Annotated in this window: 14 protein-coding genes; 12 read left to right on the top strand and 2 right to left on the bottom strand. The window is 66.8% G+C overall.

Features of this window, described 5'->3' with window-relative positions:
- Nucleotides 1-74: 74 nt before the first annotated feature.
- Nucleotides 75-1,505 (bottom strand): DUF349 domain-containing protein, encoded by a 1,431-nt coding sequence (locus ACQPZ2_RS15965; protein ID WP_433526268.1) that lies wholly within the window; start codon nt 1,503-1,505, stop codon nt 75-77.
- 264 nt (nt 1,506-1,769) lie between these two features.
- Between ACQPZ2_RS15965 and ACQPZ2_RS15970 the strand changes: the two genes are divergently transcribed.
- The 12 genes from ACQPZ2_RS15970 (at nt 1,770) to ACQPZ2_RS16025 (ending at nt 17,941) form a co-directional block, all read left to right on the top strand.
- Nucleotides 1,770-2,552 (top strand): hypothetical protein, encoded by a 783-nt coding sequence (locus ACQPZ2_RS15970; protein ID WP_433527432.1) that lies wholly within the window; start codon nt 1,770-1,772, stop codon nt 2,550-2,552.
- A complete protein-coding gene (gene miaA, locus ACQPZ2_RS15975) occupies nt 2,549-3,466 on the top strand; it encodes a tRNA (adenosine(37)-N6)-dimethylallyltransferase MiaA (RefSeq protein WP_433526269.1) in 918 nt (305 codons plus the stop codon). Before ACQPZ2_RS15970 ends, miaA begins: the two co-directional genes overlap by 4 nt.
- A complete protein-coding gene (locus ACQPZ2_RS15980) occupies nt 3,463-4,308 on the top strand; it encodes a TrmH family RNA methyltransferase (RefSeq protein WP_433526270.1) in 846 nt (281 codons plus the stop codon). The genes miaA and ACQPZ2_RS15980 overlap by 4 nt, the downstream gene beginning before the upstream one ends.
- Nucleotides 4,309-4,335: 27 nt before the next feature.
- On the top strand, nt 4,336-5,223 hold the full coding sequence (dapF, locus tag ACQPZ2_RS15985) for a diaminopimelate epimerase (protein ID WP_433527433.1): 888 nt from the start codon (nt 4,336-4,338) through the stop codon (nt 5,221-5,223).
- 222 nt (nt 5,224-5,445) lie between these two features.
- Entirely contained in the window at nt 5,446-6,912 is a 1,467-nt protein-coding gene (gene hflX / locus ACQPZ2_RS15990) for a GTPase HflX (protein WP_433527434.1), read from the top strand.
- A 133-nt stretch (nt 6,913-7,045) separates the two neighbouring features.
- Nucleotides 7,046-7,945, top strand: coding sequence for a lysophospholipid acyltransferase family protein (locus tag ACQPZ2_RS15995; protein WP_387285030.1), 900 nt, complete (start codon nt 7,046-7,048; stop codon nt 7,943-7,945).
- A 45-nt stretch (nt 7,946-7,990) separates the two neighbouring features.
- Entirely contained in the window at nt 7,991-9,058 is a 1,068-nt protein-coding gene (locus tag ACQPZ2_RS16000) for an alpha/beta hydrolase (RefSeq protein ID WP_433526271.1), read from the top strand.
- A 204-nt stretch (nt 9,059-9,262) separates the two neighbouring features.
- On the top strand, nt 9,263-10,408 hold the full coding sequence (locus ACQPZ2_RS16005) for an acyl-CoA dehydrogenase family protein (RefSeq protein WP_433526272.1): 1,146 nt from the start codon (nt 9,263-9,265) through the stop codon (nt 10,406-10,408).
- A gap of 142 nt (nt 10,409-10,550) precedes the next feature.
- Entirely contained in the window at nt 10,551-11,420 is an 870-nt protein-coding gene (locus tag ACQPZ2_RS16010) for an alpha/beta fold hydrolase (protein WP_433526273.1), read from the top strand.
- Between the two features lie 109 nt (nt 11,421-11,529).
- On the top strand, nt 11,530-15,324 hold the full coding sequence (locus tag ACQPZ2_RS16015; RefSeq protein ID WP_433526274.1) for a WD40 repeat domain-containing protein: 3,795 nt from the start codon (nt 11,530-11,532) through the stop codon (nt 15,322-15,324).
- Between the two features lie 104 nt (nt 15,325-15,428).
- Complete coding sequence (locus ACQPZ2_RS16020; RefSeq protein ID WP_433526275.1) at nt 15,429-16,862, top strand: phenylacetate--CoA ligase family protein; 1,434 nt, start codon at nt 15,429-15,431, stop codon at nt 16,860-16,862.
- Nucleotides 16,859-17,941, top strand: a complete 1,083-nt coding sequence (locus ACQPZ2_RS16025) for a ThiF family adenylyltransferase (protein ID WP_433526276.1) — start codon at nt 16,859-16,861, stop codon at nt 17,939-17,941. The genes ACQPZ2_RS16020 and ACQPZ2_RS16025 overlap by 4 nt, the downstream gene beginning before the upstream one ends.
- Here the strand turns inward: ACQPZ2_RS16025 and ACQPZ2_RS16030 are convergent.
- Nucleotides 17,881-18,684 carry a response regulator gene (locus ACQPZ2_RS16030; protein ID WP_433526277.1) on the bottom strand — a complete coding sequence of 268 codons (804 nt, stop codon included), beginning with the start codon at nt 18,682-18,684 and terminating at the stop codon, nt 17,881-17,883. The genes ACQPZ2_RS16025 and ACQPZ2_RS16030 overlap by 61 nt on opposite strands.
- Nucleotides 18,685-18,827 lie beyond the last annotated feature (143 nt).

The following is an 18,827-nucleotide window of genomic DNA, read 5'->3' on the forward strand; positions in this document are numbered from 1 at the left end:
CCGATCGCACCCGAGCTCGGCAACCGATCGCGCGGCCGACCGGGCGATCGGCGCCACCGGATGGCGGTACAGGGTCAGCGGTTGCTGACTGCGCCCTCTGCCGCTTCGGCCCACTCGCGCCACTGTTTGGCTTGCTCGAGTGCCTTCTCCGCGTCGCGCTTGTTGCCTGCGGCGGTCGCCTTGGCGGCCTGTTCCTCGAATTGGGCGACGCGTTCGCGGAATTGGGCGGCTCGGGCCATTGCCTCGGGATCGGTGCGGCGCCATTGGGCGTCGGCCGCGTCGCGGACGCGCTTTTCGATGGTGCGGAGTTTGCCCTCGAGTTCTTGGATGCGTTCGCGCGGGACCTTGCCGATCGCGTCCCATTTGTCCTGGAGTTCGCGCAGGGCGGCGCGGGCGGCGTCCAGACCGGTCGAGGGATCGATGTGTGCGTAGGCGTGCAGCAGTTCTTCCTTGGCGGCGGCGTTCTGCTCGAATTCGGCGTCGCGCTCGGAGACGGCGGCATTGCGGGCGGCGAAGAAGACGTCCTGGGCGCTCTTGAAACGCCGCCACAGCGCCTCGTCGGCCTCGCGCGGCGCACGGCCCGCGGCCTTCCATTCGGCGAGTAGATCGCGGAAAACACCCGCCGTGCCGACCCAGTCGGTGGAGTCGGAAAGTTCCTCGGCGCGCACGCAGAGTTCTTCCTTGCGCGACTTCGCGGCCGCGCGTTCGCGGTCGAGTTCGGCGAAGTGCGCGCCACGGCGGCGGTTGAACGCCTCACGCGCCTTGGAGTAGCGCTTCCACAGTGCATCGTCGACCTTGCGGTCCACACCGCGGATGGACTTCCACTCGTCCAGGATTTCGCGCAGCCGATCGCCCGCGGCCTTCCACTGGGTGGATTCGGTGGCGATCTTCTCGGCCTCGGCGCACAGCGCTTCCTTGCGCTCGGTGTGCTCGTGCCTGGCCTTTTCCTTCTCCTCCTTGGCGTGCGCCGCCGCCTCTTCGGAGTGTTCGGCAATGGCCTGCAGTCGCTGGGCGAGCCCCTCGACATCGCCGATGACCGCCGCGGTGGGCAGCGATTCGGCGATGGTGACCGCGGCCGCCTTGGTCTTGCGGGCATCCGCGCCAGCGGCCAGTCGCGCCTCGAGCAGCGCCACCTCGGTGGCCAGATCGTCGAACCTACGGCCGAAGTGTGCCAGGCCCTCGGCGGCATCACCGGCCTGCCAGGATCCGACGATGCGCTCGCCCTCGGCAGTCTTCACCCACGCGGTGCCGTCGTCGTCGACGCGACCCCACGCACTCGGATCGCTGACGGTCGGCACGACGACCGGATGCGGATGCTGCTGTGCGGCCGGCCCCGGGGCCGGTTTGACCGCATGCGGCTTGGGATGGGCCGTCGGCCCGCCCGGTTTGGGGGCCGGGGCTGGTTTCGGGGCGGCGGAAGGTTTAGGCACGGCGGCCTTCGGGGAATCCGAGGGGCGCGACGTGCTGCCGGGGGTCGCTTTCGCCGTTCCGTTGCTCTCGCTCATTGCTCCTCGTCCCTGCCGCGCGTCACGGCTGCCTGGTTACGCCCTAGCTCACTCCATTGAACCCGGTCCGAGCCCTGTAAACCATCGATCAATGCCCTCCGACTGATGATTCCCAGGGAAATCAACCCGTGATGACCTGGGTTGTAGCACCTCGAACACTATCAATCTCGGCCGAGTTTGCGGCAGAGACACTCGAACCCGGAGGTTGCGGACGCCGCAGCGGTGCTGTGGATCGCGGATTCGGCGAACGACTACGGTTACGGCGTGTTCTCCATTGCGGCCCTGGTCCCGTCGCCGCCGATCCTGGTGCCCGAGCTCTGCGGCGGTCTCGCGCACGCGGCCGGGTCGGATTCCGATGACGCGCCCGCGGTATTGCGCGCGGCCGCGCTCGCCGCGGTCGGCGCGTTGGCCGCGACGACTCGGCACTGGACCGTCGTGGGTGTGGGCGCGGCCGCGCAGGTCGTCGGACCGGACGCGGTCGGCACTTTTCGCGGTTTCGGTGCGGACGTGCACGTCGGGCTTTCGGCGGCCGCGCTGTCGCGATCGGGGCGAGCATCCGGCGCGGCGGATCCGCAGCAGCCGTTGCCCGCCCTGATCGCCGGGTGGTTGCGTGGTCAGGTCGCACCGGATGCGGTGGCCGCGACGACCCTCGTCGCCGTCGACACACCCGCCGATGAATGCGCCCGGATCGGGGCGCAGCTGCGTTCCGCCCTGGACGATTCGCCCGAGGAGGCGGGCGTTCTCGTCGTCGCGGACGGCGCGGCGACCCTGACCCTCAAGGCGCCGGGCTACCTCGACGAGCGCGCCGCCGACGTACAGCGCGAACTGGACCGTGCCCTGGCCGACGGCGATACCGCCGCACTGCTCGCCATGGATCCGGCGTTGTGCGCCGAGCTCGTGCTATCCGGCCGCGCGGCCTATCAGGTGCTCGCCGGACTTTTCGCCGCCGATTCGGTCGCCCCATCCGTCGAAACCTTGTACAGCGGTGCCCCGTTCGGCGTCGGCTATCAGGTGAGCGTCTGGCGCACATCGGGAGGTGATCGGTGACAACGCCGATCGCCGTCGTCGGGCCCACCGCCACCGGCAAATCCGACCTCGGCCTCGATCTCGCCGAACGACTCGGCGGCGAAATCGTGAATATCGACGCGATGCAGCTCTATCGCGGCATGGATGTCGGCACGGCGAAACTCCTGCCCACCGAACGCCGGGACATCCCGCATCACCAACTCGATGTCCTCGAGGTCACCGAAACCGCGACCGTCGCCGCCTATCAGGCCGCGGCCAGCGTCGACGTGCGCGAGATCATGGCGCGTGGCCGTACGCCGATCATCGTCGGCGGCTCGATGATGTATGTCCAAGCGCTGCTGGATGATTGGGAATTTCCGGCCACCGATCCGACGGTGCGCGCACGCTGGGAGACACTGCTGGCCGAGCGCGGTGTCGGCGCGGTGCACGAGGCGTTGAAAGCGGCCGATCCGGCGGCCGCGGCGACCATCCTGCCCACCGACGGGCGCCGCATGGTGCGTGCGCTCGAGGTCGTCGAACTCACCGGGCGACCCTTCGCGGCCTCGGCGCCGGTCATCGGAAAACCGCGTTGGGACACCGTGATCATCGGAGTGGACCGCGACACCGCCGAACTCGACGAGCGCATCGAACGCCGCACCGCGCTGATGTTCGAGGCCGGTCTCGTCGACGAGGTCCGCGGACTGATCGATAAAGGTCTGCGGGACGGCGTCACGGCGCGCCGGGCGATCGGCTACGCACAAGTCTTGTCGTACCTGGACAACGAATACGACCTGAACCACGCGCAGGAACGCACCCTGATCGGCACCCGGCGCTATGTCCGGCGGCAGCGCTCGTGGTTCCGCCGCGATCCCAGGGTGCGGTGGGTGGACGGCGCCGATCCCGATCTGGTCGTGACCGCGTTGTCCCTGCTCGAGAAGGAACGGACCCCGCAGTGACACGTCGTGTGAGTACCCGAAATGCCTCGGTCCAGGTGTGGCAGGCGTATCTGAACAACCGGACCAAGCGCCACCGCGACGGCCGCTTCCTGGTGCAGGGCGTGCGTCCGATCACGCAAGCGATCGCCAACGACTGGCCGCTGGAGACGATGCTCTACCGCCTCGGCGCGCCCGATCTGTCGAGTTGGGCACGCGAACTATTGGAGACCAGCGGCGTCCCGCAGGTCGGCCTGGTTCCGGAGTTGATGGCCGAACTCGGCGAAAAGTCCACCGGCATACCGGAATTGGTGGCCGTCGCGATATCCAGGCAACCCGAGTTCGACACCTTCGAGCCCGGCGAACCCGGTGACGCCGCGCCACCTGTCGTGGTGGTTTTCGATCGCCCCAATTCGCCGGGCAATCTCGGCACGCTGATCCGCTCGGCCGACGCATTCGGTGCCAGCGGCATCATCGTGACCGGGCACGGTGCCGACCAATACGATCCGCAGGCGGTCCGCGCATCTACGGGTTCGCTGTTCGCCGTGCCGATCTTCCGCGCCGCCGGGCCCGCGCAAGTGCTCGAATTCCGTGACCGGCAGATCCAGCGCGGCATTCCGACCCGCATTGTCGGCACCGATGAGCACGGCGCGGACGCGGTTTTCGACTACGACTTCACCGAGGCGACGATCCTTGTCGTCGGCAATGAGACCAGCGGCATGAGCGCGGCCTGGCAGCAGGCCTGTGACGATATGGTCTATATCCCGATGGGCGGCACCGCCAGCTCGCTCGGTGCTCCCTCGGCCGCCGCGGTCGCGCTGTACGAAATTTCGCGGCAGCGCCGTACGTTGGTTCGAGGACGATAAGCAGGGAGAATGCGCGACGTGTCGAATATCGAGTTCACCAAGGGCCACGGCACCGAGAACGATTTCGTGGTGCTGCCCGATCCGGAGGTCCGGCTGGACCTGACGCCGGACCGGGTCGCCGCGCTGTGCGACCGTCGCCGCGGACTCGGCGCGGACGGTGTGCTTCGGGTGGCGCGCGCGGGCACGCTGCGGGACGCCGGTGTGCTCGCCGAGATTCCCGAGGGTATCGCCGATACCGACTGGTTCATGGACTACCGCAATGCCGACGGCTCGATCGCCGAGATGTGCGGCAACGGGGTGCGGGTCTTCGCGCACTACCTGGCGGCGAAGGGACTCGAATCGCGTACGGAGTATGTCGTCGGTAGTCGCGCGGGGGCGCGTCCGGTCACAGTGCATTCCGGTGGCCCTGCCGATGGTGAGGTGACCGTCGGGATGGGGGTCGTACGTGAGCTCGGTTCCTCGAACGCGACCATCGGTGGTTGGGCGCTGCCCGGCATCGGCATCGACGTCGGCAATCCGCACCTGGCCTGCGTCGACGCGAGCCTGTCCGTGGACGCGCTTGCCAAACTCGATCTCACCGTCGCACCCGGCTTCGACCCGGACCTGTTCCCGCAGGGCGTTAATGTCGAGATCCTGACCGCATTGGTCGACGGCGCGGTCGATATGCGCGTCTACGAACGCGGTGTCGGCGAAACCCGTTCCTGCGGAACCGGAACCGTCGCCGCCGCGGCGGCCGCGCTGGCCGCCGACGGTTTCCGCATCGCCACCGACACCGGCGAGGTGCGCGTGCGGGTGCTCGGTGGTGCGGTCACCGTCCGCCTCGCCGAGGGTGCGGCCTGGTTGCGCGGACCGTCTGTGCTGGTGGCGACGGGTCGGATTGCCGAAGACTGGTGGTCGTCGTATTCGCCGAGCTGAGCTCGCTGATACCCCTCGCCTGCGCAAAGGCGGGGACCGGCCCCGGGCGTGTCCAGGGATAACCGAATGCGCATCGGTCCACACTCGTGGCAGCATGGATGTTGTATGACGAAATCGAAGACTTTTGAATTCACTCCGGCCGCCGAAGACAACGACCACGTCGAGGCCGCCGAGGACACGACGGAAGACACCGGCGATGTAGTCGCCGAGCACGCCGCGCGGATGCAGCGGTCCGGGTGGACCGCCGATCCGACGGTCGGCGAGATGCAGCTCGACGAGCGCTCCTCGCTGCGGCGTGTCGCGGGTCTGTCGACCGAACTCACCGATATCACCGAGGTCGAGTACCGGCAGCTGCGGCTGGAGCGGGTCGTGCTGGTCGGGGTGTGGACCACGGGCACCGCCACGCAGGCCGAGGCGAGCATGGCCGAGCTGGCCGCACTCGCCGAAACCGCGGGTTCGGAGGTGCTGGAAGGACTGATCCAGCGTCGTGACAAGCCGGATCCGGCCACCTATATCGGTTCCGGCAAGGCCGACGAACTGCGCGCCGTGGTACTCGAAACCGGCGCCGATACCGTGATCTGCGACGGTGAACTGACCCCGGCGCAGCTGACCGCGCTGGAGAAGGTCGTCAAGGTCAAGGTGATCGACCGGACCGCACTGATCCTGGATATCTTCGCCCAGCACGCCACCTCCAGCGAGGGCAAGGCGCAGGTATCGCTGGCCCAGATGGAATACATGCTGCCGCGACTGCGCGGTTGGGGTGAGTCCATGTCCCGGCAGGCCGGTGGTCGCGCGGGCGGCAACGGCGGCGGTGTGGGTCTGCGTGGTCCAGGTGAGACCAAGATCGAAACCGACCGTCGCCGCATTCGCGAGCGAATGGCCAAGTTGCGCCGCGAGATTCGCGAAATGAAGACAGCACGCGATACCAAGCGGGCCCGCCGCACCTCCAGCGGTATCCCGTCGGTCGCCATCGTCGGCTACACCAATGCGGGCAAATCCAGCCTGATGAACGCGCTGACCGGTGCGGGCCTGCTGGTCCAGGACGCACTGTTCGCGACCCTGGATCCGACCACCCGCCGTGCCGAACTGGACGACGGCCGCGAGGTCGTCTTCACCGATACCGTCGGATTCGTGCGGCATCTGCCGACCCAGTTGGTCGAGGCGTTCCGGTCCACCCTGGAGGAGGTCACCGGGGCGGATCTGCTGCTGCACGTGGTCGACGGTTCCGACCCGTTGCCCGCCGAGCAGATCAAAGCGGTCCGCGAGGTGATCACCGATGTGATCAAGCAGTCGGGGTCACCGGCGCCGCCGGAGCTGTTGGTGGTCAACAAGATCGATGCGGTCGACCCGGTCGAACTCACTCGGCTGCGCGCGATGCTGCCCGACGCGTCCTACGTCTCGGCGCACAAGGGGACCGGCATCACCGAGCTGCGTGAGCGCCTCGCCGAGGTGCTCGGTGGCCTCGACGTCGAAATCAGTGTGCTGCTGCCCTACACCCGGGGCGATCTGCTCGCCCGTATCCACGCGGACGGTCGCATCACCACCTCCGAGCACGAGGAGGGCGGCACCCGGGTGCGCGCCCGGGTCCCGCACGCACTGGCGGCGGCGCTGTCGCAGTACGCGCATGCGGGTGGATCGTCCGAGACGAACGGCACGGGTTCGTCCGAAGCAAATGGTTCCGCGCACTGAGTCGCTGAACGAAGGCGGAGTCGGCCGGGTTCGCTTGCGAACCGGCCGGTCGGTAGCGAATGCCTGGCACATCCGGTGCGACACAGGCGAATTCGTTGCGCTATCGTCATCGAATCGACATCAGGAGGGTTAAATGTCGCATGACCACTCCGGTGCGGCCGATTCGGGTGATCGGCGCTCCGGTGATTCGTCGCTCGCCGCCCCGGTGCTGAGCGACGGTGCGCCACTGTCGGTTTCGCTCACCGATACCGACGTGCGGGTGCTCGACACGCTGCTCGCGCCGCTGCGCGCGTGGACGAGTCCGCGGTTCTACGGCCTGGAGAACATTCCGGCCGAGGGACCGGTGCTGCTGGTCGGCAACCATAATCTGATGGGCGGCATCGATGCGCCGCTGTTGCTGCCCGAGGTGCTGCGCAGGCGCGGTCGACTGATCCGCGGGCTGGCGGAGAATGTGCTCATCAGTGTGCCCGGCATCCGTCAGCTGCTGCACCACTTCGGCACGGTGCGCGGCAACCGTCGCAACTGCCTGGCGTTGCTGGCCCGCGGCGAGGCCGTCATCGTGTTTCCGGGCGGTGGTCGCGAAGCGGTGCGCCGCAAGAACGAGAAGTACGTCCTCAAATGGGAGGGCCGCTCCGGCTTCGCGCATATGGCGATCGAGGCGGGCGCGCCGATCGTGCCGGTGGCGATGATCGGTGTCGACGATGCCTACGACATCGTTTTCGACGGCGACCATCCGGTCATGCGACCGCTGCGCTGGGCCGTTGAGGCGCTCGGCCTGAACCGGGACCTGACCCCGCCGCTGATCCGTGGCGTCGGACCAACCGGCATCCCGCGTCCCGAGCGGTTCTACTTCTCCGCCGGTGCGCCGATCGACCCGGCGCCGTGGCGTGACGCGCCGGATAAGCATGCCGCCGCGGTGGAACTGCGTGACGTGGTACGCAAGGAGCTGGAGGAGGAACTGAAGTTCCTGTTCAGCGAGCGCGATCGTGATCCAGGTCGCACCCTGTTCGGCCGATTGCGCAGTCTGTTCTGAGTCTGCTCTCAGTTATTTGTCAGTAACTCTCCATATTTTGGCCGAATGGCTGGAACGAGAGTACGTATGGCGGCGGTAGCGGGTGTAGCGGCAGTTCTGGTGGGATTTCCAGCTGCATCGGGTGGCTTTTTCGCGTCCGCGGCCACGGGCGCCGATCCGGTCGTCGCATCCGGCAAACTGCTCACCTCGTCGCGCTCGTCTGATGGCTCGTATGTTGCCGACGTCGCGGTCGAGGACAACCGCAATCTGACGCTGCAGGTGTACTCGGCCGCCATGGGCAAGAACATCGAGATCCAGGTGCAGCGCCCCGCGGACACGTCCGCACCGCGCCCGACCCTGTATCTGCTCAATGGCGCGGGCGGCGGCGAGGATTCGGCGACCTGGCAGGCGCGGACCGATGCCGCGCAGTTCTTCGACGACAAGGATGTGAATGTCGTCACACCGGTCGGCGGCCATTGGAGCTACTACACCGACTGGCGCACCCCCGATCCGGAGCTCGGCGTGAACATGTGGAAGACCTTCCTCACCGAGGAATTGTCCCCGCTCATCGATAGCGGACTCGGCACCAACGGCACCAATGCCATTGCGGGCCTGTCGATGTCGGGTACTTCGGTACTGCAACTCCCCATCGCCGCGCCGGGGCTCTACAAGTCCGTGGCCGCCTACAGTGGTTGCGCGCAGATTTCCGACCCGGTCGGCTACAACTTCGTCAACGCCGTGGTCGCTGTCGGTGGTGGTGATTCGGCGAATATGTATGGGCCGCAAGGTGATCCGATGTGGGCCGCCAATGATCCATACGTGCACGCCGACCAACTGCGCGGCTTGAACCTGTTCATCTCCGACGGCTCCGGCATCCCCGGCCAATGGGACACCCTCAACGGCGAGCATGCCCTGTCCGGCATGGGCGGTCTCGCGAACCAGGTCGCCCTCGGCGGCGCACTCGAAGCCGCCACCAACTACTGCTCACACAACCTGCAGTCCCGCCTGAACCAACTCGGCATCCCCGCCACCTACGACTTCCAGTCCACCGGCACCCACTCCTGGGGCTACTGGGAAGACGCCCTGAGGGCCTCCTGGCCCGTCCTCGCCCAGGGGCTCGGCCTGCCCGCCTGACTGGACGAACGGTCGCCGTGCGACGGTGCGGGCAAACCCCGAGAGCGAATCTCCATGAGCGCATTTTCGCCGCAGTGGGCAGCTGGGGTGGCAGGTGAGGGTGGGATTTCGGGGTGGGAAGTGAACGGCGGTTCTTGTTGCGGGTAACGTATGAGGGAACGACGGGTCGGTGTGGACCGGCCGTGGGGTCACTAGGAGGTTGGCGTGGAGCGCACACTGTTCGAACCCGAACACGAGCTGTTCCGGGAGTCGTTCCGCAAGTTTCTCGATCAGCACGTCGCGCCGAATCACGCGAAGTGGGAAGAGCAGGGCATTGTCGACCGCGAGGTCTGGCTCGAGGCCGGTAAACAGGGATTCCTCGGCATGGCCATGCCGGAGGAGTACGGCGGCGGCGGTGTCAAGGATTTCCGCTACAACGCGATCGTCGCCGAGGAGTCGGTGCGCGGCCAGTACTCCGGCCTCGGCTTCGCCCTGCACAACGATGTGATCGCGCCTTACCTGCTCGAACTCGCCAACGATGAGCAGAAGCAGCGGTGGCTGCCCGGCTTCTGTTCCGGTGAGATCATCACCGCCATCGCGATGACCGAACCGGGCACCGGCTCCGACCTCCAGGGCATCAAGACCCGCGCGGTGCGCGACGGCGACGACTGGATCCTCAACGGCGCCAAAACCTTTATCACCAACGGCATCAACTCCGATATCGTCATCGTTGTCGCCCAGACCGATCCGGAGAAGGGCGCGATGGGCTTCAGCCTGCTCGTCGTGGAACGCGGCACGCCCGGTTTCGAACGCGGCCGCAACCTCGACAAGCTCGGTCTCAAGGCGCAGGACACCGCGGAGCTGAGCTTCACCGATGTCCGCGTTCCGGGTAAGAACCTGCTCGGCACCGAGGGCATGGGCTTCATCCACCTGATGAACAATCTGCCGCAGGAACGCCTGTCGATCGCCGTCATGGCGGCCGCGGCCATGGAAGCCTGCCTGGAGATGACGATCCAGTACGTGCGCGACCGCAAGGCCTTCGGTAAGCCGATCGGCGCCCTGCAGAACACCCGCTTCGTGCTGGCCGAACTGGCCACCAAGACCACCGCCGTCCGCGTCCTGGTCGACCGCTTCATCGAGGACCTCAACGCGGGCAAGCTGTCGGTCGAGGATGCCGCCATGGCCAAGTGGTGGAGCACCGAGGAGCAGCTCTACCTCATCGACCGCTGTCTGCAGCTGCACGGCGGGTACGGCTACATGAAGGAATACCCGATCGCCAAGGCCTACATGGACGCTCGCGTCCAGACCATCTACGGCGGCACTACCGAAATCATGAAGGAAATCATCGGTCGGTCGCTGAAACTGAGCTGATACCAACCGATTTCGCGTTCCAGCCGCAGGCTCCGGTCTGCGGCTGGGCAATCGAGCCTGTTGCGCCACCGGCCGAAGTTGTCTAGTCCTGTTATCGGGCCACCGCGGTTCGAAGGGCGAGGGAGAAGGTAGGTTGGGCACAGTGACGGAGCAGGCCCTCGGGCACGAGCACACCTTTGGTACGAGCGCATTCGCGACCACATCCGACGGCCGTCGACTGCACTACATGGTGCGCGGAACCGGTGGGCCGACCGTGGTTTTCGAATCGGGTATGGGCTTTTCGCGGTCGATCTGGGGGTTGGTGCAGCCGGTGGTGGCCGAGCGCGTACGCGCCGTTGTCTACGACCGCGCGGGGAGCGGCCGCAGCGATGACGATCCGAACCCACGCACCCTCACCCGGATGGCCGACGACCTCGCCGTGGTGCTGGCGGAACTGGGGGAGGGTCCCTTCATTCTCGTCGGCCACAGCTGGGGCGGCCCCATCGTCCGGGTCGCCGCGACCGCGGATCCGACCCGCATCCAGGGAATCGTGCTGGTCGATCAGAGCGACGAGAACTGCGAACTGTATTTCCTCCCCTCGGCGGAGAAGCGGTACGCGATGACCAGGGTCCTGCTGCCCAAACTCGCCCGCTCCGGCCTCTACCGCCTGCTCGGCAGCCGGATCGGCGGTAAACAGCCCGCCGATATCGCCGCCGATCACCGCGCCGAGGATTTCACCCCGCGCGCCGCGCGCACCATGCTCGCCGAACAGGACCAATTCAGCGCAGGCCTGCGAAACCTCCGCGACCAACCGCACGAACTCGGCGCGGTGCATGTCAGCGTCATCACCGGCACGAAACTTCCGAGAACCGACAAGACCACCCGAATCGCACTGACCGCCGCCCACCGCCGCACCGCCGCCGCCTTCCGCAACGGCCGGCTGGTCGAGGCCGAGCGCTCGGGACACCTCATCATGTTCACCGAACCCGACCTGATCGTCGACGAAATCCTCCGCATCGCGGACCACGCCTAGGGCCGGGGTCCCAAGGGCAGCAACGGAATATGGGGCAGGGTCGGTAGTAGTCAATACAAGGTCCCTACGGCCCTTTCGGCTTCGCGCGCGAAAACCCTATGGTCAGAGCGTGGTAGGAGGGTGGGCCGGGGGGCTCGATCCCGCGGAAATTCGAACTCGCGAAGAATTCGCCGCTGCGTTGTCGGCCTTGCGCGTCGCGGCGGAGCTGACTGTCCGTCAGACCGTGGAACTTTCGGGATGTCCGCAGGGCACGCTCAGCGGATGGTTTGCGGGACAACATGTTCCGACCGACGGCAATGAGAAGATGTTTCGCGCGGTGCTCGCCGTCTGCGGCATCGGCACGCGGGCGGAGCAGGAGCCCTGGCTGACCGCGGTCCGTCGGGTGCGCGGTACCACCGGGCGTCGCCGCCGCGATGACGAGAGTCCGTATCGGGGGCTGGAGCCGTTCCGATTCGATGATGCCGGTTGGTTTTTCGGACGCGCCGAACTCACCGCGGAGTTGGTGGGCAAGGTCGATGTCCTGCTGCGCGCGCGGGGACGACCGCGCATTCTGTTCGTCATCGGAGCGTCGGGATCCGGCAAATCCTCCTTGCTGTCGGCGGGTCTGCTGCCCGCGCTGCAGCAGGAGGGACTCACCGCCGGTGTCGCGCTGCCGGGCACACATCCGCTGGACGCACTGCGCGAACTCGAAGAGACCGAGGTCGTCGTACTCGATCAGTTCGAGGAGACCTGGACTCAGTGCGAGGACGAGGTGCAGCGGGCGGCATTCCTGGAGGCGATCGCCGACCACCAGGGCACCCGAACGGTTTTCGTGCTCGGCCTGCGTGCGGACTTCTACCGGCACGCCGCGGAGGAATCGGTACTGCACGATGCGCTGGCCGCGAATGCGGTGCTGGTCCGCCCGCTGACCAGTGACGGCGTGCGCGAGGTCATCGTCGAACCGGCGCGCAAAGCGGGCTGGACCGTGGACGAGGACCTGGTGCAGTTGCTGCTGCTCGAACTCGCACCGCACGGCTCCCGCGCGGCACACGATGCGGGTGCCCTGCCGCTGCTTTCGCACGCCCTGCTGCAGACCTGGCAGCGTGGTACCCGGCGGCGGATGACCGTCTTCGACTACAACGCGGTAGGGCGGATCGGGGGAGCGATCCAGCGCAGCGCCGACGCAGTCTATTCCGATCTCACCACTGCGCAACGTCAGATCGCGCGCCGCACCTTCCTGCGGTTGGTGACCATCGACGAGGAGAGCGTGACCCGGCGGCGGGTGCATCGTTCGGAACTGTTCTTCGACGACGACACCGCCGCCGACGTCAATGCCGTGATCGATCGCTTCTGCGCCCAGCGCCTGCTCACCTGTGAGGAGGAGACCGTCGAGATCACCCACGAGGCGATCATCGACGCGTGGAACCGATTGTCGGACTGGGTGGACAGTGATCGCGGCGGCCTCATCGTGCACCGCAGACTCACCCACGCCGCCCAGGTGTGGCACGACAGTGGTTGCGATCCGGGCGAATTGCTCGGCCCGGCAAGGCTGCCGCTGGTGCAGGAGTGGGCGAGCACCGGCGGTCACCACCGCGACCTGAATCAGCGCGAACGCGACTATCTCGCCGCCAGCTCAGCGAAACAGCAAGCCGCGATCCTCGCCCAGCGCCGCCGCACCCGCATCCTGCAGCGGCTGGTCGCGGCATTGGCGATGGCCTCGGTGGTTGCCCTCGTGCTTGCGCTGGCGGCCTACACCCAGCAGCAGAGTGCCGCGCAGGCGCGCGATGACGCGATGTCCCGGCAGATCGCACTGCAGGCAGTTCGATTGCGGGACAAGGACCCCGCGCTGTCGGCGCAACTGGCCTTGGCGGCCTATCGGGTCGAGCCGACATTGGAAGCGCGTTCGGCGCTATTGGATTCTAGCGCCGTGCACACTCCGGTGCGGTTCGTCGGGGAACACGCGGGGCGCACGGTCGTCGCCACCGATTCTCGTGGCACGCTGCTGGCCATCGGTGCCGTGGATGCGACGGTCGGCCTCTACCAGGTGAGTGGTGGCACTACCCCGGCGAGCGAGGTCGGTCGGATCCCGGCACCCGCGGGACCGCCGGGGCCGCAGCCGATGGTGTTGGAGATCGGTCCGGGTGACGATGTCCTCGTCCGGATCACCGCCGGTCGGATCGAGCTGTGGAATATCGTGGATCCGCGTGCACCGCATCTGCTTTCGACCGTGCAAAGTCCCGGTGCCACGCACACGGGTGTGGCATTCAGCCCGAACCGACGCCAACTCGCCGCGGGCACCACCGATACCGGCCTGGCCAGATGGGATATCGCCGATCCCGCCCACCCGGTCGCCTTGCCCATGCTCGTCCTGCCCGCCGGTTCCCCGGTTGTGGCTTTCAGCCCGGACGGCACAATGCTGGCCGCGGCGGGACCCGAAGCGTCGGTGCGGATCTGGCGTCTGCGCGGAACCAACACGGAGCAGGTCTTCGACCGCGCTCGAGACGGTTCCACCGCGCAGGCGTTGGCGCTGCGGTTCAGCCCCGACAGCAAAACCCTTGTCGCGGGCGGCCGATCGCGCGAAGTGCTGCGCTGGCGCGTCGACGATCCGGCCGCACCGACCGAGTTGCCGAGATTGCGCGGATTCGACAGCTACATCAACGATCTGATCTTCAGCCCCGACGGATCCCGGCTCGCCGCGGGCAGTTCCGATCACAGCACCCGCATCTGGAACACCACCACCGAATCGACCGAGCCCGAGCTGATCCTGCCGAATCTCGCGATCGTGGTCTCGGTGCGCTACGCGCTCGGTGGACGCATGATCGTCACCGGTGACGAGACCGGCGTGGCACACCTGTGGCCACTGCCCGGCCCGGTGTTGCGCGGTGCGCAGAGCACCATCTATCAGACACCGATCGAGCGCACCGGCACCAAATTCCTCACCGGAACCGGCGCGGGCGACAGTCGTCCCCGCATTTGGGATATCACCGACCCGGCCACTCCGATCGACTACCCGGCGCTCGGGGTGGGCGATGACGAAAAGACCTGCGGTGCTGTTGCGTTCTCCGCCGACGGCACCCGCGCCGCCATCGGCACCCGCACCGGCCATATCTATCTCTGGGACGTCCGTGATCCCCACCAGCCGCATCGGCTGGGGCAACCGATCGAAGCGGTCGAGGGCATCGTGGCCGCGATCGCCTTCAGCCCCGACGGATCCGTACTCGCGGTCGTCGGACAGGACAATCCGATCGCAACGATGTGGAACCTCACGGACCCGAACACTCCACAGCCCATCGCCGCCCTCGATCTGAAAGAGGCGTTGCCGAATCTGGTCGCCATCGACTCGACCGGTAACCTGCTCGCCATAGCCACCACCGACGACGTCGTGCGCGTATGGGACATCCGCGAGCGCGGCCGACCGCCTCGAGAACTGCCGTCGCTCAAAGGTTTCGACAACGACGTGGCCTCGGTGGCCTTCAGCCCGCAGGGCCGGACGATCGTCGCGGGCAGCACCGACCACACCGCCCGACTCTACGACCTGTCCGATCCCGAAAATCCGCGCGGCCTCGGCACGCTCGACGGACCACCCGACCCGATCATCACGGTGAACTTCAGCCCCGACGGCCGCTACGTCGTCGGTGGCGGTGAGGGCAGCGATATCTGGATCTGGGATGTCATCGATCCGGATCGGCCACGCCGTGTCGCCGTGCTGACCGCATACACCGGCCGGGTCAACGACGCTGGCTACGCACTGGGCGGGCAACTGCTCATCGGCGCCGGTCCCGATAAGGTCGTGCGGCTGTGGGCGACCGATCCGGACCGTGTCGCCGATGCGCTGTGCGATAGCGGCAGCACCGGACTGAGCACGGCCGAATGGCAGCGCTACCTGCCCGGCGTGCCATCCCGACCGCTCTGTTCGACACGCTGACCCGCCGCGCAGCGCCTGTATGGACCTTGTATGGACTGTTCCGCATGGCGTTATCGCAGGTCGGACGATTGCGGAGCACTACTTCCGACTCAGGGACAACCATCATGTCGATACCTCTGCCAACCGTGAAACCGGACCCGACACCGGGATTCCAACGTGCGCTCGGTGTTTTCCACCGTGCTGCTCGGCAGGTTCCCGCCTACGCGGACTTCCTCGCCGCGCACGGTGTCTACCCCGCCGATATCCACACCCTCGCCGATTTCGCCAATGTGCCCGCCATGACGAAAGAGAACTATCTGCACCGATACCCGCTCGACGCGCTCGTCTGGCGCGGCGATATCACCAGGGCCGGAACGTGGTCCACGAGTTCCGGTTCCACCGGCCACCCGACCTATTGGCCGCGCGATATCGCCTCCCTCGACGAGAGTACCGAACTCTACGCGCGGATCTTCCAGCAGTGCTTCGGATCCCAGCGCCGTTCGACGCTGCTGGTGATCGGCTTCGCCATGGGCAACTGGATCGGCGGCACCTACACCTACACCGGTGCGCTGATGCTGCGCCGCCGCGGCCATCGACTCTCGGTCATCGCCCCCGGCATCGACGCCGAAGCGATCCTGGAGAATATCGCGACGCTCGGCCCGCGCTATGACCAAGTGGTGCTCGCGGGCTATCCGCCGTTCATCAAGGATGTGCTGGACCGCGCGTCCGAAGCGGTGCTGAGTCAGGATCTGCGAATCCTGTTGGCGGGGGAGGCGATCAGTGAGAACTGGCGTGACTGGGTGCTGCGGCAGATCGGTAAATCCGGTGATCCCACCGCAACCTGTCTGATGTACGGCACCGCTGATGCGGGCATCATGGGACACGAGACCGCGACCACCATCGCCGTGCGCCGACTGGCCGCGCGACAGCGCGTCGTCGGCACGGCACTGTTCAGTGCTGACGAAATCCAGCCCACCCTGGTCGAATACGATACCGACTACCGCTTTGCCGAACTCGATGCCGAGCAGCGCTTCCTGTTCACCATCGACACCGCGATCCCGTTGGTGCGCTACCGCATCAACGATCAGGGTGCGCTGTTCTCGGCCAGCGAACTCGCGGATCTGGTCGGCGACAACGATATTCCGATTACCACCTCGACCGCTTCGTGCGGATTCCTGGCTCTGCACCGGCGCACCGATATCGCCGCGTCCTTCTACGCGCTGAAGATCTACCCGGACAGCGTGCGAATGGCCTTGGAACATCCGGACATAGCCCCGACGGTGACCGGAAAGTTCGTGCTCGCCACCAGCACCGGCAGGCAGTTCGAGCAGACTCTCACCCTGCGGGTCGAATTGCGCGCGGGCACGCACCCGATCGAGGGGTTCGCGGTGCGGCTGCGGCGCGCGGTCGTGGACGCGCTGGAACGTACCAACACCGAATACCGCCGCCTGCACCGGACGCTGGGCCCGGCGGCCGAGCCCGAGATCAGCCTGCGGCCCTTCGCATCGGCCGGATTCGAAGCCGATATCAAACATCGCTGGACGGGGCGTGCGGCATGATCGAGATACTGCACCCTGAAAACGATTCCGCGCGGATCGCGGAATTGCTCGCACCCGGCTCCGGATTCCGCTACGTCGATGCGTGGGACGGCTGCCTACCCGAACTGGTCGCCCTCGACCATCCCCGGCTCGTTGCCGCCACACGACAGGCACGAGCGGAAATGGCGAATCACATCGCGTCGCTGCGCCGTAGCGGACCGGCCGCTCGCTATATCGTCTTTCCTTGGCGTCGAACCGTGGTGAAACTCCCCGATGCCGAACACTTCTGGCGACTGCGTACGGCCCGCAACCGATTCCTGATCGCAACCCACGAGCAGCGAACCTGGTCGGAGGCTTTGATCGGCATAGCCGGGCTGAGTGTCGGCGCGGCGGCGCTCTCGGTCTGCTCGCTGACCGGCGCGCGACGCTTCCGCCTCGCCGAACGCGACACCCTCGGCACGACGAATCTCAACCGCTTGGCCGCCTCGGTCTGCGATCTGGGGGAGTCGAAACTGACACTCGCGCAACGCCGCACGCTGGAGGTCGACCCCTACACCCGGATCGATGCCTTCCCGCACGGCTATGTGCCCGAGTTCGCGGATGACTTCCTCGGCGGGCATGGCACCGAGCAGTTGGCGGTGCTGCTCGAGGAAATGGACGATCTGCCGATGAAATTCGATATTCGACGACGCGCGAAGGCAGCCGGAATTCCGGTCGTCATGGTCACCGACAACGGCGACAATGTGCTGCTCGATATCGAACGCTACGACCTCGACCCGGCCTATCCGATCCTGCACGGGCGTGTCGAGTTCGCGGCGCACTGGTCGCTCGCCGAACTCGGTGATCCGGGTCAACGGTCGCGGCTGGTCGGTGCCATAGTCGGCGGCGGACTCACCTCCCGGCTGCGCTATTCGCTCACTCAGGTGGGCGATACGCTGCCGACCTGGCCGCAGCTCGGCACCGCGGCGACCATGGCCGGCGCCGTCGGCGCACTGGCCGCACGCTTGATCGCGTGCGGTGACGGGCTGCGCTCCGGGCGCTATCGGGTGGATCTCGACGAACTGCTGCTCGGTGTGTCAGCCGTGAGTACGTCGTCGTGACCGTTGCGGCGGCACCAGCTGAGCAGGTAATGCGCGTGCACGCCGCACCACCGGTAGATCGCATTGGCGGTCAGCGGTAAGTCGGGATCGTGCTCGCCGCGTTCGAGCACGATCGGCCCGATATAGACGCTGGCCACCTTATTGGCGGTATTGAGACCGACCCGGGCGGCCTTGGCCAGTGAAACGGCATCGGTGGCGCGACCCGCGGCAATGGCTCCGGCCAGCCGCGCGGCCGTCTCACCGCGCTGCCCCTGGAACAGCCGATACAGCGGGGGCGGCGTGGCCGGCGGCGGCTCGAGATATGGCCGCCGTCCGGTCGCCGCCGGGGGAATCGCCTCCAACAATGCCGGGACGCCAGAGGATTTCGAATAGAAGCCGGCCAATTCCGAAGACCTGAGCAGTGCTTCGTCCAGATGGTCGCGCTCCATGCTGTGCCCCTGCGCCGCCATCAGCACCGCGGCCTGGCGTTGCGCCGAACCCAGCATATCCAGCACGTCCAAGCCGTCGAAGCCGTACTCAAGCGCCGGATCGTTCCAGATCAGATCGGTGATCACCACATCGAAGCGGACTTGGTGCACGACCTCGCGCCGCACGGCCTGCCGGTCCAGCGCCACCGCGACGGTCGAACCAGCGAATGCTTGCTTCAGTACCGGCTCGATGACCCGACCCAGCGGCGAGGCCACCAGTATTCGCAGGTGCCCCATATCCCGTTCGAGCAACATATTGCCCGCACCCAGGCTCATCGGGTGATTCTTACACCCGCCGTGGTCAGGTGCAGGCGAATTGCGGTACAGCACAGTGAATTTCCAGGAACTGATCCCGGTGAAATGTTTGGCTACCGGTGTGCAATGCCCAGAGTGTGACCATGCGAACCCCGAAGACTACG

The sequence above is a fragment of the Nocardia pseudovaccinii genome, from assembly GCF_050942345.1.
Taxonomy (GTDB): Bacteria; Actinomycetota; Actinomycetes; order Mycobacteriales; family Mycobacteriaceae; genus Nocardia; species Nocardia pseudovaccinii.